Source organism: Pseudoalteromonas umbrosa (assembly GCF_030125375.1).
Classification (GTDB): domain Bacteria; phylum Pseudomonadota; class Gammaproteobacteria; order Enterobacterales; family Alteromonadaceae; genus Pseudoalteromonas; species Pseudoalteromonas umbrosa.
Genome location: NZ_JASJUU010000003.1, coordinates 967179 through 989014, shown reverse-complemented (window position 1 = coordinate 989014; position 21836 = coordinate 967179). Strand labels below are relative to the sequence as shown.

The following is a 21836-nucleotide window of genomic DNA, read 5'->3' as shown; positions in this document are numbered from 1 at the left end:
GGCTTCATGTTGAAGCCTTTTTTAACGGATGTTATCGTAAGTTACTTATTTAGTTGTGCCTTCGCAGCTTCTACTTTCGAATAATCTAATCCAAGTTCCGCAACGGCCTCTTTAATTAAGGCAGGGTTTTGCATCACAAGCCCCATCAGTTGCTGTAATTTTTCAGGTGGAATTGGCAATTGCTGTACAGTCGCCATTGCCATTAAAGGGTTTTCAGTTAATGCCTGAAATACCGCTTTAATTTGTTCATCAGAAATATTGTGCTCTTTAAGTAGTGCGATAATAGGATTCATTGTCAAACCTTAAACTATTAATGTGTTCGCTAGATGCAGTCAAATATGCGCCTAGCAATATATTCTTTTTTGTTGGGTCAAAAGCGTGTAACTTCAACCCCATAAATCATGAAATATCATTTTTTACTAATACTGCGCCGTAAAAACCATCATATTCACTATTTACACCGGGAACTAAGCTTAATTCGTCCTCTAAAGTCCAATTTGGATTATTAGCTAAAAATGCTTGAACCTGTTGTCCATTCTCAGAAGGTAAAATAGAGCAAGTCGCATAGACAAGCTTGCCACCCACACAACACATCTGACTGTACCTTTGCAAAATATCCTTTTGTAATACAATTAAGTCATCAATATTTTGCTCATTCAAATGCCATTTTGCATCCGGGTTACGACGTAATATACCCGTACCTGAACAAGGCACATCCAAAAGCACACGATCAAACTTTTCTTTTTGCCTTTTGATCGTTTTACTATTTTGGATCAGACGTGTTTCTATAACATGAGAGCCTGCACGCTTAGCACGCTTTTTTAATGTATCCAGCTTATATTGGTGGATGTCTAGCGATAATAAACGCCCTTTGTTCTCGAGCAAAGCCGCAATATGGAGGCTTTTTCCTCCCGCACCTGCGCACGCGTCCACTACTTTCATGCCTGGCTTTATATCCAATAAGCTGGCAATTTGCTGAGAGCCGGCGTCTTGCATCTCAAAATGACCCTTTTGAAATGCATCTGTTCTAAACAAATACCCCATTTGCTCAACTTTAAGAGTATTTGGTAAACCATCAACAGGCACAGTAGCTATCTGCTCTTTCCTTAAACTCTCTTGGACACTCACAACGTCACTTTTGAGTGAATTCACTCGAATGAAGTGTTCAGCCGGCTTGTTAAGCGCATTGGCTATTTTATGCCACTCCGTGCTCAACTCCTTTCGCGCTCGCTCATCCAACCAAGCAGGCATGCTCAGCAGCACATCTTCAGGCGCACTGGCGAGTTCATTTTCGATATTAGCGATATTCAGTGCTGATACTTCAGGGATCTCTGGGAGTGTTTGCCCGCTCAGTAAAGTGTAAGCGCCCCACATATGCCATGCATCATCTGAATTTAACCCAGTGACAGAGTCAACTAAATCTCGACGGCCAAGCCCCCAACAAAGCTTTCGACTATAGCGGATCAAATCGTAGAGAGTTGTAACAAAATATGCGCGCTGTTCGACAGTCCAAGCGAGGTTTGCTTGTAAGTGCTGTTGCACTACTTTGTCAGCATATTGTTCCAATGTTGATGCCTGTAATAAGGCACTATTTAGGCTCTCTAGCAGTTGGCGGGGTGCAGTCACGGTGGTTTCTCATTTGTGTAGTACAAGGCGCGAATTGTAGCGCTTTTGTGGTTCTTACACCACTTAATAAACCACTCCTTTTCATGCAGGTCGTCACAAATAATTACAACCTCTGCATTGCACGCTAAGAGCTACTCACATAGCATCTAAATTGAACTATTTATAAACAAGTACAACTAATACCAAGTTAATAATGCTAACTCAGTCATTCTAGTTGGTAATAAAGAAAAAATAACCAAATAAAATCTTTTACTCGTAAAGGATAAATTTGTGTTTTGGAGAAACATGATGAACTTTAAAGCTATTTTGACAACTGGGATGATCGTATCAAACCATGCTTATAGTGCTCAGATGCCACTAAAAATAGACACCGATAGCCCATTAGTCCTAACAAACTCTCCGATCGTTTTCGCCGTTAATAAAGAAGAAAAAGCGTTAGAACGTATCAATTTGAGTCAAAATACCTCTCAGAAACTGCCAATCAATGCAACATCCAAAGGGTTCCATTATGGACATGTCGCAAATTCTAGTGAAGTTCAAGCATTCGTATTAGATAATGGTGGCGTCTATTTAGTCACTGAGAACAAAACAACACAACTTGTTGAATCAAAAAGTTTGCTCACTCGCTTACAGGTAGATGACTTTGAGAAGGTCGAATTTATTTTAGATGCCAATAGTGACGGTTTAAGTGATATTTATTTACCTGGATTTACTCGTAATGAGCTTTTTGTTCAACAGCCAAATGGACAATTTATAAAGCATGACTTTGAATATAACTTACCTCTAAGAAGCAATTCCTATAGAGAATCGCTTGAAATCAGCACAAACTTTACCTCTTTACCCATAGTTCATGACTTTAATGCTGATGGCTTTCCCGATTTAGTATTTCGCACTCGCCAAGAAGTCGCAGTGCTATATGGTAATAAAACAGGTTACGCACCGAATGTGGAATATATTCATCTTCCTACCTCATTTGGAAAAATTACGGGTAACCGGATTCGTACTACACAAGACCTTTTAGATATTAACCAAGATGGGCATTTAGATTTAGTCACTAGAATACGGCCTGTGACTGAGGGTATATCAGGCCTTGAGGCCAAAGTAGAATATGATTTATATCTGGGCCAAGCTAAAGGCTTTAACTCAGGGGCTATAAAGTTGCCCCACACAATAGGTGTTGGAGGAATGCGTATCGAATATGACTTTGATGGTGACGGGTTACTTGATCTACAAACTCTTAATGTCGACATCGGCTTAACGACCATTGCAGCGATGGCACTAGGTGGGGGAAAGGCTGATATTGACGTTGACATGCATTTTTTTAAACAACACCCACATACGTTATTTAAAACGACACCAAATACAGAAAAGGAAATTGAACTAGAAGTTGATATGAAACGCTCTATGCAAGGCATGCCTTATTATACTGGCGACCTAAATGGTGATAATAAGCATGATTTGGTTTTTAAATCTTCGGATAATACTTTAAGTATTTTTTACGGTGAAAGTAATAATCTATTAAGAAAAAAACAAAAGAAGATAAACCATACTCTACCTAATAACCCTAACGATATTGTACTTGTTGACGTTGATGAAAATGGCACAGAAGATTTTGTTTTCAAGTACGCAGACAAACAAGGCAAAGTTGAGATTAAAACACTATTAAACTAACTTTTATTATCTTAGGGGTATTTAAAATGCCCCTAGTAATTTTGTGCTCTCACCAACAACACGACTCACAATTTCTTGATAAAAATTAGAGACCTTGACTCAGCGACCAGAAGAAAAACAAATGATAAGTAAACCACATACAAAAAAACATACTACAATGGTTGCTTTATAGTACGACAGACTAATAATTAAAGTGACAGAAATACTCGAATTGTTAATTCACTCTAAAATAAAGAAGAAAGATTTATACATTAACTATAGTTACTGTTTGGCTAAAAAGTTTTTACTGTTAAAAAACCACAATACTAGCTTATCAGATATCCCTATCACTCATTAGCATTAAATTTATATAATATTTATTATTTAATAAATAGGGTTCTTACATTTAACATTGGTAAATCATGTTGTACCATTCCACTTTGATCAAAAAACATACTCAAAAGGACTAATAATGAACGTGAAAAAGAATGGACTTTTAATTGCCGTACTAGGTGCGCTACAACTCACAGGATGTGGAGGAAGTGATAATAATACTCCAGCCACTCCCCCTGTCGCAGAGAGACCAAGCACAGAAAACCCACCAAGCACTGTAGAACCAAATTTTTCTTTAACCACATTCAAAAGCAATACATGTGGCAGTGAAAAAGTTGTAGCCGATATTGTTTATCACAGTGCAGATGGGAGTTTTATTTCTACAGAGAGAACATCTACATCTGGTGAAATAGCATCATTGCTGCCTGAAAATACACAACATATTTCTCTGGTTTATAATACCACTACTGAAAATGGTGATAGGCATCTGCAGATCCAAACCTTATTGAATGTTGCTGAAGGATTTAAAATCGATTCGCTCAGCTTTAATGATAAAGAACCTTGTGGATGCAGTGCAATTACATACGATTTAACAACGCTTAAAGCACAAGCACCTGACTCAACAGCGTTTAACGTCAGCGCAACACCTATTTTATTATCAGAAGCACAAGAACAGTTCAATACTTGCGCTACTGAAGCCCAAACACTTGTATTTACTCAATCTGAAGTGGGTCACAAAGGTGGATTATTTGATACATCAAAAGAGGCAACTATCACGTTATCGGATCAGCAAATCACGGCTTCTGGCACTCCGGTAGATTTGAGTGCTATACAGTTTGATGACCAAGAGACAATTAGTTTTTCATCTTATTCAGGTAATAACGAAGTACACTCAGTGATAGTAAACCAAGCCGCTTACATCAACCCATCTTATAAAGACAAGAACCAGCTTGTGATTTTCAATGACTTAGCAACGGTCAATTATTTATCTTTAAACCGTCCACTTCATATGCAGCTCACAGATGATCTGTCATATACTTCATATTTCACTGCAATGAATCGCGTTAGTGATGAAGGAAAAGTATCAGATCTTACACATATCCAATTAAATGATGTGCTCACCTCTGCCTACGAGTCATTTGTTAATTCAATCAAAGATGAGTCTCAAATGGCTGAGTTAGATTTTAGTGCGATAGATTACAGAGTAAATCTCGCCATCGTTAACTACAAATGGGAGAGTGACGTTCAAGGCAAAGTTCACTGGCAGATTATCACTGATGGAGAAGAAACGATTCCACAACTAAAATTTGATAACGTCGTTCAGGAAATTGAGCCTAATGATTTGTCCGTTACCTTAACCCTGAGCGCGCTAAATACAGAGCATACATTTAACGACTTAAGAGCCGCCTATTTAAACAGTATGATAAGCTTCGAGAAACGCGTAGAGTCAAAGCTGTTTGATAAAATGGCCAGCTATAGTCTTACCCACCAGCCATAATCATCTTTTGGGGAAACGCTTAGTTTCCCCTACTTATTTATTGTATTAATTTCCATGGTCCACTTGTATTTGTTGGACTCGGTGTATCTCCTTTGGTCCACCACTTCGCTTCATAGACCTTGTCTTGGTAGCTGGCTTTATCACCTTTAAGATAGACTTTATTGCTATCCCACGCTTTTACTCCCCCTACTGGCGGCTTAACATCGATTGGCGGTAATGTGTCAACTACTGTGACACTTGGCCACCCTGTGTGTGATTGATAGAAATTCGTTACGCATTTTTCATAATCGCCAGGAACAAGTGCAGAGTATGCAGTCTGATATCCGACTAATTTACACTCGAAAGAGTGGCCGCCCGGTCTGTCTGAGTAATGTGCCCAGTTCGCTTCCCAATTAGTGTAAAGCACACCACTTGCGCCATCGAGATTCAGACTACCAAAAGGGGTTTGCTGCCAGCATGTATTTTCTTCATCCGCTTCAATTGGAATGTTGTAGTAGTGGGATAACCCTTCCCAATAACGAATACGATTTACAGGCTGGCCTTTATAACGATTGTGTTCTCCACACTCAATCCCGCCATTTATAACATTGATGGTTGTACCAAAACCATAGCCAATGCCCGCATTGAGTTCCACCTGTGAAGGCACCCAAGTTCTATCGATCACATGTAACATGGCAGGCTTAGGCGCTTGCGGCGTTAAGAAAAACCAAATAGCAGATGCTAAATTAAGCCATGAATCTGCGACGCGACCTGGATCATTCAACAGTACAGTTGCATCCCCATCGAACATGACTTCAGAGAACATACCGTAGTTAAAGTGATAAGAGAGTTGTTTTGCACCACGGCCGAAATAGCCTTGCCCTTCACCGCACGGCCAACGTCGGTTTTGCCAGTCATTTTGACCACACCCTGTACGATAACCGCCCTGCCCTTCAGACCAACCCATTTCGCGGACATGTACAAGTGCCTGCTGCCACTCTTCTAGCCCATTTGGATTGTCAGACGTGTTGTCTTTAGAGATATGACCGCCGGTCTCCTGAGCAAAATGAGCAAATGCCGTAACGATAGACTCTTTACAAATTGCATCGGCATCTCGGCCATCTGTATATTCACCACAAAAAGCAGGGAACTTACCAATCGCACGCAAAAAGCGTGTGTATGTGTACTCAGGCGCAGCCATTTGCGTCAAAAAGTCCCACTCAGCTTGACCAAAAACCCGCTCAACACGTTGGACGTTACTTGGGTTGTTCGCAGCTCCTGGTAAAATTGCTTCAACAATCGTATTGCTGCGTGTTTCAAGTGCCTTAGACCAAATTGCATACATTGGATCTGCAGTCAATGCTTGCTCCGCTGTATTTAAATCTGCACGAGAAACAACATATCCACCTGGATTGTTAGGATCAGGCTGCACATTCATTCCATGGGTAACCGCACTTGCACACAATATTGGCATGCACATAGCCGCGAGTTTGGTAAGTTTACTTACCCCTTTTTTGCAGTTTTTCATAATTTACCTTTACATGTTGTTGAATTAAATAAAATTAGAATTCAATTTTTATTTGTATGTTGTATCTAAAAAGCAGTAACCAGCTGCTTTTGACTTGATGAATATCAATACTCATCAAATTAACAAATATTACACATTGACATCGCTGTCAATGTGAATTACCCATTTTTTGAACAAATGCAAACTTGATTATCACTCAGTCTTCTGCAAAATAGGGAAATATTATTAGAAAAAAGAACAAGTAAGATGATTAGATTAACTCAGCTAAGCCATGATTATTTTTCTCAAGTTATTTCTCTCGGTAACTTAGTACATGGAGAAAATTATCTCGATGAAGAAAAGCTTGAGAAAATTTATCAAATGGGTCTAAGAAATGGCTTAAATTCCTCATTTATTGCTGTTGATGAACAAGACCGTGTGGTGGGGTTGAGGCTAACTTATTGCCCAAGTCAGTGGGAAATAGACAAATGGTGTACCCCAACAGAGTGGCCCGTTGCCGTTGAAGCCATGGCTTACTTTAAATGCATTGCCATTCACCCAGATGCACAAGGACAAGGTATTGGCCCCAAATTATTAGCCGCTTCAATCACCGTTTTAAAGCAGCAGGGTGCAAAGGCAGGCGTTGCTCATCTTTGGCGTCAAAGTCCAGGTAATGGCGCAGTTAAATACTTCACCAAATCAGGGGGAAAACTGGTAAAACTGCACGATGATCGATGGCTTGAAAACTGTATAAATGATGGCTATGAATGCCCCATCTGTGGTAATGAGTGTCATTGTCAGGCCGCTGAAATGGTCATTGAATTTTAATGAGTACCTACGACCCTCTTTATCAAGCTAATTGCAAAGGTCAGCCGCTACCTTCTAGTTACTGGGCAAGTCAATTCTCCCTAGAAACAGACATTAAGCAGCCCACAAAAGCTGATATGTATGATGTTATCATTATTGGGGGCGGCTTTACCGGGTTACTAACCGCCTTCTATCTTGCCACTATGCACAATCAAAAGGTCTGCGTACTTGAAGCGAACCAAGTGGGATTTGGTGCAAGCGCGAGAAATGCCGGGTTTGCATTGCCCACCACAGGCAGATTAACTCCATTAAGCATGGTTAAAAAGTGGGGACTAAATATTGCTTCACAGGTATATAATGAATACCAAAATGGTGTAACTCGTTTAGAAAGGTTAATTCAAGAGCACAGTATCGACTGCGACAAACAATCACATGGATATTTGAAAATTGCCCACTCTAAACCTGCAATGGATGCCTTATATCAAGGTTATGAGTTTGCAAAAAAAGCCTTTTTTGATGAGAAGTTATCGGTTATCACACCCAATGAGCTTAAAGAGCACTACCTGAATATGCCTAACACCCACGGGGCAGTAAGAAATCAGCATGGTTTTGGACTAAACCCTTTAAAGCTCCTTAGTGCATACAAAACTGTGGCATTAAAGGCCGGTGTGGATATCTTTGAGCACAGCCTTGCAGAACATATGCCTAAAATGGGTAACACTCACACAGTAAAGGTAAATGATGTCTTACTGCGAGCCAACAAACTTCTTATTACTGCAAATGCTTATGGCAGCAAACGTTTTCACCCTGCGATTAATCATAAATATATCCCGATATTAAGTAGTATTTTGGTTACCCGCCCACTTACCTGTAACGAGTTAGCCGAGACGGGCCTCAAAACACACCAAGTCATGATGGATACCAGAACGCTCAAATATTACTACCGACTATTACCAGACAACAGACTGTTATTTGGCGGTAGAGGTGCTGTGTATGGGAAAGATCAAAACAAGCAAACCTACCAAACCCACCTCAAAGGCGCCATGCAAAATGGCTTCCCTGCACTTAATTCAATCGAGACAGATTATTACTGGCATGGTTATATTGCAGCGACTTTGGATGACCATCCTCATATTTATTTCCAAGATGGCGTTGGCTATGCCATTGGCTACTGTGGCGCAGGCGTCGCCTTCAGTACCCAAGCAGCATATCGCTTATCGCAAATGACCATGTCATTAGATACGCCATCGCTGCCAATCTATCAATCCGCCGCGCCTAAAGTGCCCTTTGCGCGACTTAGCCGTTTAGGCCAACTGAGCTTTTATCACTATGCGCAACTCAAGGATCGTCTGTTTTAGTAACAGGCTTTACCAAAAACTATTGTAACAGACACACAAAAAGATCAAAAATTAAACAAAAAGCACATCTTATTTCAATATTTGAACCGTTTAATGAGACAGGCAATTAAACTCAAATAAGGAAAATAAAATGAAAAAGTTAGTAATCGCAGCTTTATTTACAAGTCTGTCTGGTGTTGCAGCGGCCAATGCAATTGAACTAGAAACAATGGAAAATAGTAATGTTGCATTTGAAAAAGCAGAAGTCACTATCGCAGCCAATCAAGGGGTATTTGCTTCAAGCGTCGTAACATATTACAGCCCTCGTGTTTGGGTAAATGGTCGCCTTCAGCCGTTTTTTGTAGGTTCAACAAATGGTAACCAGTTCTGTGAAGAGCGTGGTCACAACCAAGAAGTCAGTGGCAGCACAATCACATGTGGTGAAGATGAGTCTTCATATGCAAATTACGACTGGTATGGAAAGTCTTGGGTATACAAGAGCACAGGCAGTAAAAACCAATGTTATCAGCTTTATGCAACAATAAAATGCCAATAATCAGGTTTGGCATCATAAGCTAAACAGCGTTGTATATAGTTGCAAAGTAACATGTATAAATAGGAGGTCACTGACCTCCTATTTTAAATTAGGTCAAAAGCATACAAGTTAAATTGTCGCTTCTGTCTTTTTTATCAAACCAAATAATTCATCTTTAAGCTGAACACGCTCCATTTTTTTCGTGTCCAAGTAATCGTCAGTGGTGTTTTCAACACCCTCTTCAATTCGACGCACTTCTTTGTCTAGCTCATTATATTTATTGAACAGTTTTGCAAAGTGGTTGTCATTCATTTTTAAATGGCGGATAGTGTGGTGGTGATCAGGAAATTCGTGCAATAAGTCGTGTTTTTCTATGCTCATAAATGGATCCTTCTGAGATATTTATTGGCTTAACTTCATTGTTACTGATACACATAAATGGTTATTGATCTGTATCAGCAATACATTGGTTATCCGTCTTATAAAACCACTTCAAAAGCATATAGCATGCACTTTAAAGATGTTAAATCACCAAGGTATGACACTACCATCAAAGCTCAAGAAGCTACCGCTTTGCTCCTCTTGTAACTCATCTAACACACGTTTTAGCCCCAATGCCGACTCTTGTGGCGTGATCAAAGCATTCGGGCCACCCATCTGTGTCTTTACCCAACCTGGATGTAAGGCAACCGTTTTAATGCCTTGTGGTAATAAGTCATTAGACAAGCTTTTTACTACAGAATTCAGCGCAGCTTTAGAGCTTCGATAAATATATCCACCGCCTTTAGTATTTTCAGTATGGCTGCCAACTCGTGAAGATAAGGCAGCAAAAGTTTTACATTGCCCTCTTAACAGGTTTGGATAAAACGCCTCAGCTAACTTGGCAGGCGCAATGGCGTTAACTTCCATTACCCTGCGCCAAGCCTCGACATCACAGTGCCCAAAACCATACCCCTTTGGTCCATATAATCCAGCATTATTGATCACAACATCAATCGCCAGCACACTCAGTTGCTTAGCTAGGTCGTCAAGCTGAATATAGTTAGTAACATCTAATGGGTATATATCAAGCACACCTGATGCGCTCCCCCCGGCCAAATCACGTAAGGCCTGGCTTGAATTTATGTCTCTAACGGTTGCCAGAACATGCCAGCCAGAATCTAGATATAATTTTGCAAGAGCAAGCCCAATGCCTCTATTTGCCCCAGTGATCAATACGCACGCCATATGTATTCCAAACTTGATCCGTAAATAAAAGAGTTTTAACGAATAAGAGAATGCAAATCAAGTGGTAACAACATTGCCCTAGATCATCACATATGATTGAGCCAATGCTGTGCAGAATGAGGTTCAGAAAAATAACGTGTTTGCCCGCCTAGTACCCAGCCACCAATGATGGACATAATTCTCTGCCACCGATTGCAGCCAATTACGGCAGTACGTGTAAATTGATCACTGTATTTGCAAGCAAGTCGAATATCAGTCCATGCTTCACTTACTTCCCACCCTTGTAACTCAGTTAGATCAATTAACACACAAATATCTTCATTCATACTGTGCATGACCACTTGATCAACTATGGGTAAGACAACCACATAGTCTTGGTGAGTGAGCCTGCCAACGGCTTTAAAGCTCAGTAATAAGCCGAAGTCCCGACGCTCTGTACCAACTGAAATACCATGGAATTCACTCATTGCAAATGCCGCTTTTAGAAAGTAAAAAATAAGTAAACAATGCCCTTTTTTACAATAGTTCAATTTAAGCTATCGCGCACATTTTAATAAATATACTATGCTTAAAAAAACGCGCTCATTAAAACCTTTGCTCCGAGTAAGCCTAAAAAAATGGGAAAGTCATTGAAAATAATAATCTTTTTTTTAGTGAGTTTGATCACTACTTACAGCTATGCACAAACAGAAAAGACTTGGTTCAATCAAGCCACTTATACCAAACTAGAGGATGCGAACACGCATACCTTGCAGCTGAGTAGCCACTATTACTTTGCGCCTCAAGCCAACTTTTGGGTGTGGGATGACTTCGGTTATCTAGATACAGACACCAATCTGCTGGCAACGTATACCAATGATGAACAATCTGCATTTACAGGTTTGGAAGGTGAGCTGTTTATTTCAAATTGGTTTGCAACAGCAAGTATTGTTGACTTAGGAGAGACCGACGACAACTACACTATCGGATTTGGCTATTTATTTTTTGATAATTTGAAAGTGAGCGCCAAACATCAGCAACAGGCGGGCGCAGACGATATTATTTGGCTGCAAGGCCAGCTCAATATAGATATCGATGAAAATGCTTATGTGGGTACCACACTAGTCAGTGATGATGAATTGGACAACTGGCAGGTAGAAGTGCGCTACTTTCGACGCCTAGGAGAGCAGCAATACTTCACACTTGATTTAACCCACGAAAACACAAGCAGCAAAAACCACAACAATTTCATTGCGAATTACTATTTTAACCAACACTTCGCCCTTGGTCTGGGCAGCAATGAGTCGCATCTACTCGTCGAAGGCAAGTATTTTGTTAATCACAGCTTTTTTGTCAAAGCTAGATATCAAGAGCAAAGTGATGATGAGCAATCTTTAGAGATGTCTATGCAAGCTCAGTTTTAACCGTCGATTAGTATATGCGACGACGAAAAGCATCATTGATAGCTTCTACTTTCGTATGTGACAAGGCGCCGGTGCTTGTCTCAACCCATGACTCAAAATCAGCGAAGCTCTCTAATTCAAACATTTTTGCTGTTACCTCGGCACAGTTTAATGCAAGCATGTCATAGATCACTAACTCTGCGTGCCACTCTGCATCAAGCACCTCAAACCGCTCTCCTCGTTTTATCATAAAAGCTCTTTGAAAACTGCGCTTCAGCTGCATCAATCCTAGCCTGCCAACGTCGTCACTTTTCGGTAATGCGTAATCACTGTACTGCCACTGTGCTTTTGGGAACAGAATCGAAAAGTCTGGGCTACTTGGTGCTACATAATCAAACTGAATAGTCTCATTTGCCGTCAGTACGACATCATAAGGGCTAAAGTTAAACGCAATATTTAAGCTGCAATCACCTTCAGTTAATACTAAATCACCATATACTTGAATATCCGTGGTGAGCTTAACTGTATAACCTGACCAATCTTTATCAGGAATAGCTAGACAAGATGAGAAACAGCTTAAATCTTCCTGACTTAAAGCCAAAGATGTTGATTTATCTAAACAGAAAAACTCGCCAAGTAACTCAGCTCGCTCATCCTTATTCTCGCCTTGAGTCAACCACGCTTTTAGGCTCACCTGCTGCGGAATAAGCACGCCTTCAGGCGCTAAAAACTGAACCAAATGTTTGAAAATATATACTTGTGGTTCGCGTTTTAACAAAGCCGTCATAGTTTCTGAAATAATAATATCAAAATGTTCTTGAGACGACTCGGGATGCCATAACGTCGCGTCTGCATGATGCGTACGAATGTGGTAATGATCAAGATTAAAGTGGTTAATTAACTTATGCACCGCATCAATATTCTCTTGATGAATATCAATTAAGGTAACCTCAACAGGTAAGTTATCACTCACCACCAATAAAGGTATAAGCAAAGTAGCATAGGGTCCAGTCCCTGCATAAAGTACTCTAACGGGAGCGTCATTTTCTCTAATGCAGTCATTTATCGCTTGTGCGACGCCTTGAGCAAATAATTGTGTTCGCACTGTTTCTTCAAAACATTTTGCCGCTTGCACGGGAGAAATCGCAACACCTGACGCGGTTTCTGTTTTATCAGAATAATTCATATCTGTACTGGTAAATATCCCAGTAACAGCGCCTAAATAATCCACCATAGCTTTGATATCAACTTTATCGACAGCCCCTTTTGGAGCATTCAGTAAAACCTGCGCAACATCGACAAACTGTGATTTAGATAACCCCATAACTTCCCTATTTTTAGAAACTTAGAATTAGGTTTGAGGATAGAGTGACATACCCCAAAAGTAAAACTAAAAGGCTTGCAAAAAACAGTCTTAAATATCTGAGTTGTTGTGAAGTTTTTACAACTCGATGTAACACTCCGCCAAAATATAGCCATAGCGCATCTGCCACGATAGCAACCGCAAACAGTATACTGGCCGCAACCACACTGGCCTGCACTTGAGATTCAAATGGCAAAGCTGTATTAGCAAATATAGCGATACAAGCAGCATAAGCTTTGGGATTAAACAAATTTAAAATAAACCCATCCATAAAACCAACGGACTTATCTCCAGTTGAAGATAAAGCACTTTTATTGGTAGCAATTTTATATGCAACGTAAAGTAAGTAGAGTAAAGCCGCGACTTGCAATAGGTGCGTTAATTGCGGGAAGCTCAACAGTAACGCTCCTAATCCTGTTGCCGACGCAACAATAGCGACCAGCAAGCCACTCAAAATACCCAGTAAAAATGGCACTCCTTCTCTAATCCCAGAGCTTGCCCCAACAGCGGCGAGCGCCAATGGGGCAGGACCAGGTGAGCCAAGTAACAAAAAGGTTGTAAATGCGAGCGAAATAATGGCTTCTAGCATGGGGTCTCCAAACTTTCCTTTTGTTTTATGTTTTGTTTTTTCTTGTGTTGAGTTCGTCGAAAAACTGACGAGGGACGGTTGAGGTGAACACCTCAACCTATTGCGTTTTATTCGGGTGACGGGATGCGAACAACGCCTTCCATCAATACACGTGCACTTCTGCTCATGATGGCTTTTTTCGCCAGCCAGCGTTGTCCATTTTGCTCAGCTTCAGCGCCGACTTTTAAGGTACCTGACGGGTGCCCAAACGTGACTTGGTTTCGCTGTCCACCACCAGCAGCTTCATTAACTAAAGTCCCCGGAATTGCCGCCGCAGTTGCGATGGCCACCGCGGCTGTACCCATCATCGCATGATGGAGCTTGCCCATTGATAAAGCTCGTACATTTAGGTCGATATCTTGCTCACTAATGGCTTTACCACTGGATGCAGAGTATGCACAAGGGCCACTAACAAAAGCTATTTTAGGTGTGTGCTGACGAACCTTAGCTTCTTCCAAATCGTTGATCAGACCCATTTTTAACGCACCATAAGCGCGAATTTTCTCTAGCCTTTGCAACGTATTTTCATCACCGTTTATTGCCTCTTGCAACTCAGTGCCATTAAAACCCAAATCGTCAGCCTTAAAGAATAAAGTCGGGATCCCTGCATTTATCATAGTGACATCAAAAGCCCCTTCATCAGGTACTTCAAGTACATCCACTAAATTGCCACTTGGGAACATATCGGCATCAGCATCAGCTGGATCTAAGAACTCAACAACCACTTCAGCTGCCGGAAACGTCACCCCATCTAACTCAAAATCGCCAGTTTCTTGCACTTCACCATTGGTGATAGGAATATGTGCGATGATGGTTTTACCGATATTTGCTTGCCAAATACGGACAACTGCAATGCCATTTTCAGGTATGCGAGTATTGTCAACCAAACCATTGCTGATGGCAAAAGCACCAACCGCCGCGGTTAAGTTACCGCAATTACCGCTCCAATCGATAAATGGCTTATCGATAGCCACTTGTCCAAACAAGTAGTCAACATCATGGTCGGCTTGTGTGCTCTTTGACAAAATGACCGTTTTACTGGTGCTGGAAGTCGCTCCCCCCATGCCATCAGTTTGCTTAGCATACGGATCTGGGCTGCCGATCACGCGAAGTAAAATATCATCCCGCAATTTACCGGCAACTTGTGCGCCTTTAGGTAAATCTTCTAAATTGAAAAATACGCCTTTTGATGTCCCGCCACGCATATATGTAGCAGGTATTTTTATTTGTGGTTTAAAACTCATGATCCTTCCTAACAATAAACCCAAGCATTGCTTGGGTTTATTTTGATAATGTTGGTTAAGCGTTGGCTTCTAAAAAATCTTTTGCAAAACGCTGCAATACGCCACCCGCTTCATAAATAGACACCTCTTCTGCGGTATCCAATCGGCACGTTACATCCACTTTGATACATTCACCATTTCGGCGATTAATCACCAGCGTCAACGTTGTACCCGGTGTACGCTCACCCACAACGTCATAGGTCTCTGTGCCATCTAACTCAAGTGTCAATCTTGTTGTGCCAGCTTTAAACTCGAGCGGTAATACACCCATACCAATCAAGTTGGTTCTGTGAATCCGTTCGAACCCTTCAGCAACAATCACTTCAACACCCGCAAGTCGCACCCCTTTTGCCGCCCAATCTCGCGAGGAGCCCTGACCATAGTCCGCACCTGCCACAATAATAAGCGGCTGCTTTCTATCCATATATGCTTCGATTGCTTCCCACATACGTGTCACTTGGCCTTCAGGCTCAACACGTGCAAGAGAGCCTTGTTTCACTTCACCATTTTCCTTCACCATTTCATTCAATAGCTTCGGATTCGCAAACGTTGCACGCTGCGCGGTTAAGTGATCTCCTCGGTGTGTCGCATAAGAGTTAAAGTCCTCTTCAGGCAGGCCCATTTTGGCAAGGTATTCACCCGCGGCACTGCTTGCCATAATTGCATTAGAAGGTGAAAGGTGATCGGTAGTGATATTGTCACCTAAAATTGCCAGCGGCCTCATGCCTTTCATCGTACGCTCGCCTGCAAGCGCACCTTCCCAATATGGAGGGCGACGGATATAGGTGCTCATTTCGCGCCATTCATACAATGGGTCGTTATCTTCACCATAATCAACCGTGAGGTTGAACATCGGGTCGTATACTTCTCTAAATTGCTGTGGTTTTACACTTTTTGCTATAACCGCATCAATCTCTTCATCGCTTGGCCAAATGTCTTTTAGTGTTACTGGGTTGCCCGCTTGGTCATGACCAAGGACATCTTGCTCAATGTCAAAGCGCACACTACCTGCAATTGCGTAAGCCACCACCAATGGCGGTGACGCTAAGAATGCTTGCTTTGCATATGGGTGAATACGACCATCAAAGTTTCGGTTACCTGACAATACAGCCGTTGCATACAGGTCTCTGTCGATAACTTCTTGTTGAATTTTAGGGTCAAGTGCCCCACTCATTCCGTTACACGTAGTACATGCAAAGGCCACTATGCCAAAGCCAAGCGCTTCAAGCTCTGGTAGTAAGTCTGCTTCAGTCATATAAGAGCGCACCGCTTTGGAGCCCGGTGCAAATGATGTTTTGACCCAAGGTTTGCGCTTCAGGCCAAGTTTATTGGCGTTTCTTGCCAGCAACCCAGCTGCGACCACATTGCGTGGATTACTGGTATTGGTGCAGCTGGTGATTGCAGCGATGATCACCGCGCCATCCGGCATTTGATCTTCAGTTTTTTCGTAATCAGCCACGATACCTTGTTTGGCCAAATCTTGCGTTGCCACACGGCGATGCGGATTAGATGGACCCGCTAAGTTGCGTCCTACACTGGATAAATCGAACTTTAATACACGCTCATACTTGGCTTCAGTCATGGCATCAGCCCACAAACCAGTCAGCTTGGCATATTTCTCTACTAACTCGACTTGCTCATCATCACGGCCCGTGAGCTTTAAGTAATCAATGGTTTTCTGATCTATGTAGAACATAGCAGCCGTTGCGCCATATTCGGGTGTCATATTTGAAATCGTCGCACGGTCGCCAAGGGTTAAGTCATTTGCGCCTTCACCGAAAAACTCTAAGTAGGTCGAGACCACTTTTTCATTACGTAAAAATTCAGTAATGGCTAAAACAATATCAGTTGCAGTGATACCCGGCTGGCGTTTACCCACCAGCTCAACACCCACAATATCCGGCAGTCGCATATATGATGCACGGCCAAGCATGACACTTTCCGCTTCTAAGCCACCCACACCAATGGCAATCACTCCCAGTGCATCAACATGTGGTGTATGACTGTCAGTGCCAACTAACGTATCAGGAAATGCAACCCCATCTCGCGCCTGAACCACTGGTGACATTTTTTCTAGATTGATCTGGTGAAGAATACCGTTACCCGGTGGGATCACATCGACATTTTTAAACGCTGTTTTTGTCCAATTTATAAAGTGGAAACGGTCATCGTTACGGCGGTCTTCTATCGCTCGGTTTTTCTCGAACGCATTTTCCTCATAACCTGCATGCTCTACAGCCAGACTGTGGTCAACAATTAGCTGAGTTGGTACAACCGGATTAACTTTGGCAGGATCGCCTCCTTTTTCTGCAATGGCATCACGAAGGCCAGCTAAATCAACCAGTGCTGTTTGACCAAGAATATCGTGACACACAACGCGCGCTGGAAACCATGGGAAGTCCAGGTCTCTGCGTCTTTCAATTATTTGTGTCAAAAAGTCATTAAGCTTTTCAGGCTCAGCTCTGCGCACTAAGTTTTCTGCAAGGACTTTAGAGGTGTAAGGTAATCCATCATATGCGCCGGGCTTTATCGCTTCGATGGCCTCGCGCGTATCATAGTAACATAGGGTAGAATCAGGTAATCGTTTACGGTATTGGGTGTTCATAACTGCTTTTTCCAACTGAAGAGGTGACGATGTGCTTAGCATGCAGCGCTATAAAGCACTGCATGCTCACGACTTACGGTCTATATAAGTCGTCGGCTAACTAGCGCGCTGCAATCGCAGGCACTGGGCGAAGATCTTCACCTGTATATTCAGCCGAAGGACGAATAATACGGTTATCCGCACGCTGCTCCATCACGTGTGCAGCCCAGCCCGTTAGGCGAGACATCACAAAAATTGGGGTAAATAGCTTCGTTGGGATCCCCATGAAGTTATATGCAGATGCATGGAAAAAGTCCGCGTTACAGAATAACTTCTTCTCACGCCACATCACTTCTTCACAGCGAACAGACACAGGGTAAAGCACTGTATCGCCAACATCTGCAGCCAGTTTTTCAGACCATGTTTTAATAATTTCATTACGTGGATCTGATTCAGAATAAATCGCATGACCAAAGCCCATGATTTTCTCTTTGCGCTCTAACATGCCCATCATTTCTTGTTCAGCATGATCCGCTGATTCAAAACGCTCAATCATCTCCATCGCAGCTTCGTTAGCACCACCGTGAAGTGGACCACGCAGTGAACCAATTGCGCCTGTCACACAAGAATGCATGTCTGATAGTGTTGACGCACATACACGCGCAGTGAAAGTAGATGCATTGAATTCATGCTCAGCATAAAGGATAAGTGATACATGCATAACGCGCTCGTGAAGCTCTGATGGCTTTTCACCACGTAGTAGATGTAAAAAATGCGCGCCAATTGAATCATCATCTGTTTCAACATCAACGCGAACACCATCATGGCTAAAGCGATACCAATAACAAATGATGCTTGGGAAACACGCCAGCATACGGTCAGTCACTTTACCTTGCTCATCAAAGCTGGCTTCGCCTTCCAAGTTACCCAACATAGAGCAGCCTGTACGCAGCACATCCATTGGGTGTGCATCTGCTGGAATACGCTCTAACACGTCTTTAAGTGCCACAGGTAAACCACGCATTGACTTCAATAGAGCTTTATATTCGTCAAGCTCACTTTGATTTGGCAGTTTGCCTTTAAGAATAAGGTATGCAACTTCCTCAAACTGACAGTTCTCAGCCAAATCTTTAACATCATAACCGCGATAAGTTAGCCCCGAGCCAGATTTTCCTACTGTTGATAATGCAGTTTTCCCTGCTACTTGACCACGTAGACCTGCACCGCTTAGTACTTTAGCCATTACTTTCTCCTGAAAATTTTTTACCTGCTGAATTTTAGAATCTTTTTTCTGAGCGTGCTAAAACACGCTCTTTTATATTATTTGTTACTTGTTTTTACCTTGGGCAAACAATGCATCAAGCTTTTGCTCGTAATCGTGATAACCAAGATAATCATATAAATCCATACGTGTTTGCATGGTATCTACAACTGCTTTTTGGTCACCATCATTCAATAAAGTACGATATACCAGCTCGGCTGCTTTATTCATCGCACGGAATGCGCTTAGAGGATACAGCACCATACCGACGCCCCACTCACCAAGCTGTTGCTTGCTCCAAAGTTCAGTCTTACCAAACTCTGTCATGTTCGCTAAAATTGGCACATCTAACGCTTCTGAAAATGCTCTGTAGTGTTCTTCAGTTTGAATCGCTTCTGCAAAAATGCCATCTGCGCCCGCTTCTACATAGGCTTTTGCACGTGCAATCGCAGCGTCTAAGCCTTCTTGAGCAAAGGCATCAGTGCGCGCCATAATGAAAAAATCTTTATCAGTACGGGCATCCACCGCCGCTTTAATTCGGTCGACCATTTCTTCTGTTGATACAATTTCTTTGTTTGGTCTATGGCCACAGCGCTTTTGTGCCACTTGGTCTTCAATATGTACCGCTGCAGCGCCTGCTTTTTCCATATCTCGAATAGTTTTGGCAATATTAAACGCACCGCCCCACCCTGTATCAATGTCCACCATCAGCGGTAAATCACAAGCAGATGTAATACGCTGAACATCAGCAATGACGTCATTTAAAGAGGTCATGCCTAAATCAGGTAAGCCGTATGATGCATTTGCGACACCACCACCAGATAAGTAAATTGCTTGGTGACCTATTTGCTTTGCCATAATCGCACTGTAAGCGTTAATCGTGCCTACAATCTGTAATGGTTGATTTGCATTTAACGCGTCACGAAATTTTTTTCCTGCACTCATGATGGTGTACTCTCCTGTGATGTTTACTTCATATTTGATAGCTTGACGGCGATATTATTTTTTGAATATTGAATATGGCGTCGCATTAAAATCTCTGCCAATTCACCATCACGATTTGCAATGGCTCTTACGATATGTATGTGCTCGTCATAAGCTGTTGTCACTCTTGGTCCAGTCATACCTAACTGAACTCGATACATTCTTGCTAAGTGGTAAATCCCATTGCTCAACATAGTGATCAGTTGTTGATTTTGACTGCCAACAATAATTCGATAATGGAAGTCCAAGTCACCCGCCTCTTGATAGTAGACGTTGCGCTGCTTTACCTCGTCCTGCTGGCCTTCTAACAAACTGCTTAATTGATTGATCTCAGCATCAGGCATATTTTGTGCTGCAAGCCTTGCCGCCATGCCTTCTAATGCTTCACGGATCTGGTACAGCTCAAGCAAGCCTTCGGACGTTAGAGTCACGACGCGCGCCCCAACATTGGCTTTGCGTTCAACAATATTGCATGCTTCTAAGCGGTTAATAGCTTCACGAACGACTGCACGGCTAACCTCATACTTTGTCGACAATTCAACTTCACTCAGCTTTGAACCAGCTGATATATGACCTTCAACAATTTCTTCCCTTAAATGAAAAAACGTTTTATCTGAAGAAGTTACAGCTTTCTCTTTAAAGAAGTTCATCAAATGATCACGCAATAGTTTTTATCAATTGCCAACAATATAGATACACTTTACGTTAACGTCAACCTGCAAACAAATAAATTGTCGACAATCTTGTTATTCACACTATTCACCTTATTTATTATGGCTGAGCAAGCACCTACCAATTTAATAATACAGATAAAGTAATAAACTAACGTGACAAGCGTTTAGTAAATCAGCAAAGAAGCATGCTAAAGCGCTGATAAGATAATAGATAATTTAGGAGTGGTAAGTTTAAAAACAGCGGTGTATAGGCAATAAAAAAGGCAAGCTTAGCTTGCCTTTTAGAATTCGTATAAACTGTGACAGTTACAGCTTAACGATTTCCTCAGCTTGAGGACCTTTTTGGCCTGTAGTAAGTTTAAATTCTACACGCTCGCCTTCAGCTAGAGTACGGAAACCGTCGCCTTTAATTGCACTGAAGTGTGCAAAAACGTCTGGGCCATTTTCCTGAGCGATAAAACCAAAGCCTTTTGACTCGTTAAACCACTTTACTGTACCTGTTAAAGTATTAGACATAATAATAAATCCTGATAAAAAATATAAATGCCAATCCTTAAAAGCAAATTCTACACTGCTTAAAGAGAATCCATCTTTATAAACTGGCAAACCTATGCCCTTGTGGGCGCATAGACCTAAATTTTGCCGGTGATAAAACTTCAGGACGGTACTACTACAAGCTAACACTTATACAACAACGTAATGGAGATTTATAAACACTGACCGAAATTCTGTCTATGTTCATCTTATAGGGATGCCCCTCTAAGTCAACTAATTTTTAAACATATTTATGAATGCTTAATGACATAATCACATAAGCATTGTGAACAATTAGAGACACCGCTACAGCCCCAGTAAAAATAAGGCTTTAGTGTATATCAATGCGAATCGATTTTTATTGATTTTTCTGCATAAAAATAGCATTTCAAGTGCATGCATTTATGCTCGAATTTGTTTTCCCAATACTTTATTTATTAGCAAATATGGTGGTATAAAGCCGCAGATATAATTGACCTTCCACAAATTAAAATTGCAATAATAACAATAAAAATAAAATACCTAAAAAGTCCAGCTCCGCCAAAGTAGTAAACTAGTGTAATCAATACCGAAAAAAATGAATGTTAACAATTGCACTGCATTTTGAATCCATCCAGCGCGTAGAGCAGAAAATGGTGTCCAAG

The 21836-nt window shown here is 41.6% G+C and carries 20 protein-coding genes; 6 read left to right on the top strand and 14 right to left on the bottom strand.

Translation table 11 applies throughout. From position 1 onward, the window contains the following. Window positions 1-41 precede the first annotated feature (41 nt). Window positions 42-293, bottom strand: coding sequence for a DUF2999 family protein (locus tag QNM16_RS14110; protein ID WP_063364275.1), 252 nt, complete (start codon window positions 291-293; stop codon window positions 42-44). Between the two features lie 106 nt (window positions 294-399). Then, window positions 400-1626 (bottom strand): RsmB/NOP family class I SAM-dependent RNA methyltransferase, encoded by a 1227-nt coding sequence (locus tag QNM16_RS14105; RefSeq protein WP_284021079.1) that lies wholly within the window; start codon window positions 1624-1626, stop codon window positions 400-402. Between the two features lie 285 nt (window positions 1627-1911). Between QNM16_RS14105 and QNM16_RS14100 the strand changes: the two genes are divergently transcribed. Then, window positions 1912-3297: an FG-GAP repeat domain-containing protein gene (locus tag QNM16_RS14100; RefSeq protein ID WP_284021078.1), complete on the top strand. Its 1386-nt coding sequence runs from the start codon at window positions 1912-1914 to the stop codon at window positions 3295-3297. Window positions 3298-3748: 451 nt separating this feature from the next. Next, window positions 3749-5107 carry a hypothetical protein gene (locus tag QNM16_RS14095; protein ID WP_284021077.1) on the top strand — a complete coding sequence of 453 codons (1359 nt, stop codon included), beginning with the start codon at window positions 3749-3751 and terminating at the stop codon, window positions 5105-5107. A gap of 37 nt (window positions 5108-5144) precedes the next feature. Here QNM16_RS14095 and QNM16_RS14090 read toward each other — a convergent pair whose 3' ends face one another. Beyond that, window positions 5145-6566 carry a chitinase gene (locus QNM16_RS14090; RefSeq protein WP_284021234.1) on the bottom strand — a complete coding sequence of 474 codons (1422 nt, stop codon included), beginning with the start codon at window positions 6564-6566 and terminating at the stop codon, window positions 5145-5147. Between the two features lie 297 nt (window positions 6567-6863). Between QNM16_RS14090 and QNM16_RS14085 the strand changes: the two genes are divergently transcribed. The 3 genes from QNM16_RS14085 to QNM16_RS14075 all read left to right on the top strand — a co-directional run bounded on the left by QNM16_RS14085 (window position 6864) and on the right by QNM16_RS14075 (window position 9293). Beyond that, entirely contained in the window at window positions 6864-7421 is a 558-nt protein-coding gene (locus tag QNM16_RS14085) for a GNAT family N-acetyltransferase (RefSeq protein WP_284021233.1), read from the top strand. Beyond that, window positions 7421-8758, top strand: a complete 1338-nt coding sequence (locus tag QNM16_RS14080; protein ID WP_284021076.1) for an NAD(P)/FAD-dependent oxidoreductase — start codon at window positions 7421-7423, stop codon at window positions 8756-8758. The genes QNM16_RS14085 and QNM16_RS14080 overlap by 1 nt, the downstream gene beginning before the upstream one ends. A 130-nt stretch (window positions 8759-8888) precedes the next feature. Then, complete coding sequence (locus QNM16_RS14075) at window positions 8889-9293, top strand: hypothetical protein (protein WP_081216640.1); 405 nt, start codon at window positions 8889-8891, stop codon at window positions 9291-9293. A 108-nt stretch (window positions 9294-9401) separates the two neighbouring features. Here QNM16_RS14075 and QNM16_RS14070 read toward each other — a convergent pair whose 3' ends face one another. The 3 genes from QNM16_RS14070 to QNM16_RS14060 all read right to left on the bottom strand — a co-directional run bounded on the left by QNM16_RS14070 (window position 9402) and on the right by QNM16_RS14060 (window position 10966). After that, window positions 9402-9653, bottom strand: coding sequence for a YdcH family protein (locus QNM16_RS14070; protein WP_211036658.1), 252 nt, complete (start codon window positions 9651-9653; stop codon window positions 9402-9404). A 147-nt stretch (window positions 9654-9800) separates the two neighbouring features. Beyond that, entirely contained in the window at window positions 9801-10499 is a 699-nt protein-coding gene (locus QNM16_RS14065; protein ID WP_284021075.1) for an SDR family oxidoreductase, read from the bottom strand. Between the two features lie 86 nt (window positions 10500-10585). Beyond that, on the bottom strand, window positions 10586-10966 hold the full coding sequence (locus tag QNM16_RS14060) for a SpoIIAA family protein (RefSeq protein WP_284021074.1): 381 nt from the start codon (window positions 10964-10966) through the stop codon (window positions 10586-10588). 162 nt (window positions 10967-11128) lie between these two features. Here QNM16_RS14060 and QNM16_RS14055 point away from each other — a divergent pair, with 162 nt between their 5' ends. Further along, window positions 11129-11902, top strand: coding sequence for a putative porin (locus QNM16_RS14055; protein ID WP_284021073.1), 774 nt, complete (start codon window positions 11129-11131; stop codon window positions 11900-11902). Window positions 11903-11909: 7 nt separating this feature from the next. Here the strand turns inward: QNM16_RS14055 and QNM16_RS14050 are convergent, their stop codons facing one another. The 8 genes from QNM16_RS14050 to QNM16_RS14015 form a co-directional block, all read right to left on the bottom strand. Then, entirely contained in the window at window positions 11910-13205 is a 1296-nt protein-coding gene (locus QNM16_RS14050; RefSeq protein WP_284021072.1) for a class I SAM-dependent methyltransferase, read from the bottom strand. A gap of 13 nt (window positions 13206-13218) precedes the next feature. Further along, the gene (locus tag QNM16_RS14045; protein WP_284021071.1) at window positions 13219-13833 is read right to left on the bottom strand and encodes a LysE family translocator; all 615 of its coding nucleotides are present in this window, start codon (window positions 13831-13833) and stop codon (window positions 13219-13221) included. Window positions 13834-13940: 107 nt separating this feature from the next. Further along, complete coding sequence (gene prpF, locus QNM16_RS14040) at window positions 13941-15116, bottom strand: 2-methylaconitate cis-trans isomerase PrpF (protein WP_284021070.1); 1176 nt, start codon at window positions 15114-15116, stop codon at window positions 13941-13943. A gap of 55 nt (window positions 15117-15171) precedes the next feature. After that, window positions 15172-17760: a Fe/S-dependent 2-methylisocitrate dehydratase AcnD gene (gene acnD / locus QNM16_RS14035; protein ID WP_284021069.1), complete on the bottom strand. Its 2589-nt coding sequence runs from the start codon at window positions 17758-17760 to the stop codon at window positions 15172-15174. Between the two features lie 100 nt (window positions 17761-17860). Then, window positions 17861-18982 (bottom strand): bifunctional 2-methylcitrate synthase/citrate synthase, encoded by a 1122-nt coding sequence (gene prpC, locus QNM16_RS14030; protein ID WP_039610685.1) that lies wholly within the window; start codon window positions 18980-18982, stop codon window positions 17861-17863. Window positions 18983-19066: 84 nt separating this feature from the next. Then, on the bottom strand, window positions 19067-19945 hold the full coding sequence (gene prpB / locus QNM16_RS14025) for a methylisocitrate lyase (RefSeq protein WP_063369732.1): 879 nt from the start codon (window positions 19943-19945) through the stop codon (window positions 19067-19069). Between the two features lie 23 nt (window positions 19946-19968). Further along, window positions 19969-20634, bottom strand: coding sequence for a GntR family transcriptional regulator (locus tag QNM16_RS14020; RefSeq protein WP_284021068.1), 666 nt, complete (start codon window positions 20632-20634; stop codon window positions 19969-19971). Between the two features lie 330 nt (window positions 20635-20964). Then, window positions 20965-21174 carry a cold-shock protein gene (locus QNM16_RS14015; RefSeq protein WP_023398377.1) on the bottom strand — a complete coding sequence of 70 codons (210 nt, stop codon included), beginning with the start codon at window positions 21172-21174 and terminating at the stop codon, window positions 20965-20967. Between the last annotated feature and the right edge of the window lie 662 nt (window positions 21175-21836).

What these genes read in the sequence shown, in the direction of transcription:
- QNM16_RS14110 (WP_063364275.1), bottom strand. Translation starts at nt 293, where the DNA reads ATGAATCCTATTATCGCACTACTTAAAGAGCACAATATTTCTGATGAA.
- QNM16_RS14100 (WP_284021078.1), top strand. Translation starts at nt 1,912, where the DNA reads ATGATGAACTTTAAAGCTATTTTGACAACTGGGATGATCGTATCAAAC.
- QNM16_RS14095 (WP_284021077.1), top strand. Translation starts at nt 3,749, where the DNA reads ATGAACGTGAAAAAGAATGGACTTTTAATTGCCGTACTAGGTGCGCTA.
- QNM16_RS14090 (WP_284021234.1), bottom strand. Translation starts at nt 6,566, where the DNA reads ATGTGCATGCCAATATTGTGTGCAAGTGCGGTTACCCATGGAATGAAT.
- QNM16_RS14080 (WP_284021076.1), top strand. Translation starts at nt 7,421, where the DNA reads ATGAGTACCTACGACCCTCTTTATCAAGCTAATTGCAAAGGTCAGCCG.
- QNM16_RS14075 (WP_081216640.1), top strand. Translation starts at nt 8,889, where the DNA reads ATGAAAAAGTTAGTAATCGCAGCTTTATTTACAAGTCTGTCTGGTGTT.
- QNM16_RS14070 (WP_211036658.1), bottom strand. Translation starts at nt 9,653, where the DNA reads ATGAGCATAGAAAAACACGACTTATTGCACGAATTTCCTGATCACCAC.
- QNM16_RS14065 (WP_284021075.1), bottom strand. Translation starts at nt 10,499, where the DNA reads ATGGCGTGCGTATTGATCACTGGGGCAAATAGAGGCATTGGGCTTGCT.
- QNM16_RS14060 (WP_284021074.1), bottom strand. Translation starts at nt 10,966, where the DNA reads ATGAGTGAATTCCATGGTATTTCAGTTGGTACAGAGCGTCGGGACTTC.
- QNM16_RS14050 (WP_284021072.1), bottom strand. Translation starts at nt 13,205, where the DNA reads ATGGGGTTATCTAAATCACAGTTTGTCGATGTTGCGCAGGTTTTACTG.
- QNM16_RS14045 (WP_284021071.1), bottom strand. Translation starts at nt 13,833, where the DNA reads ATGCTAGAAGCCATTATTTCGCTCGCATTTACAACCTTTTTGTTACTT.
- prpF (WP_284021070.1), bottom strand. Translation starts at nt 15,116, where the DNA reads ATGAGTTTTAAACCACAAATAAAAATACCTGCTACATATATGCGTGGC.
- acnD (WP_284021069.1), bottom strand. Translation starts at nt 17,760, where the DNA reads ATGAACACCCAATACCGTAAACGATTACCTGATTCTACCCTATGTTAC.
- prpC (WP_039610685.1), bottom strand. Translation starts at nt 18,982, where the DNA reads ATGGCTAAAGTACTAAGCGGTGCAGGTCTACGTGGTCAAGTAGCAGGG.
- prpB (WP_063369732.1), bottom strand. Translation starts at nt 19,945, where the DNA reads ATGAGTGCAGGAAAAAAATTTCGTGACGCGTTAAATGCAAATCAACCA.
- QNM16_RS14020 (WP_284021068.1), bottom strand. Translation starts at nt 20,634, where the DNA reads ATGAACTTCTTTAAAGAGAAAGCTGTAACTTCTTCAGATAAAACGTTT.
- QNM16_RS14015 (WP_023398377.1), bottom strand. Translation starts at nt 21,174, where the DNA reads ATGTCTAATACTTTAACAGGTACAGTAAAGTGGTTTAACGAGTCAAAA.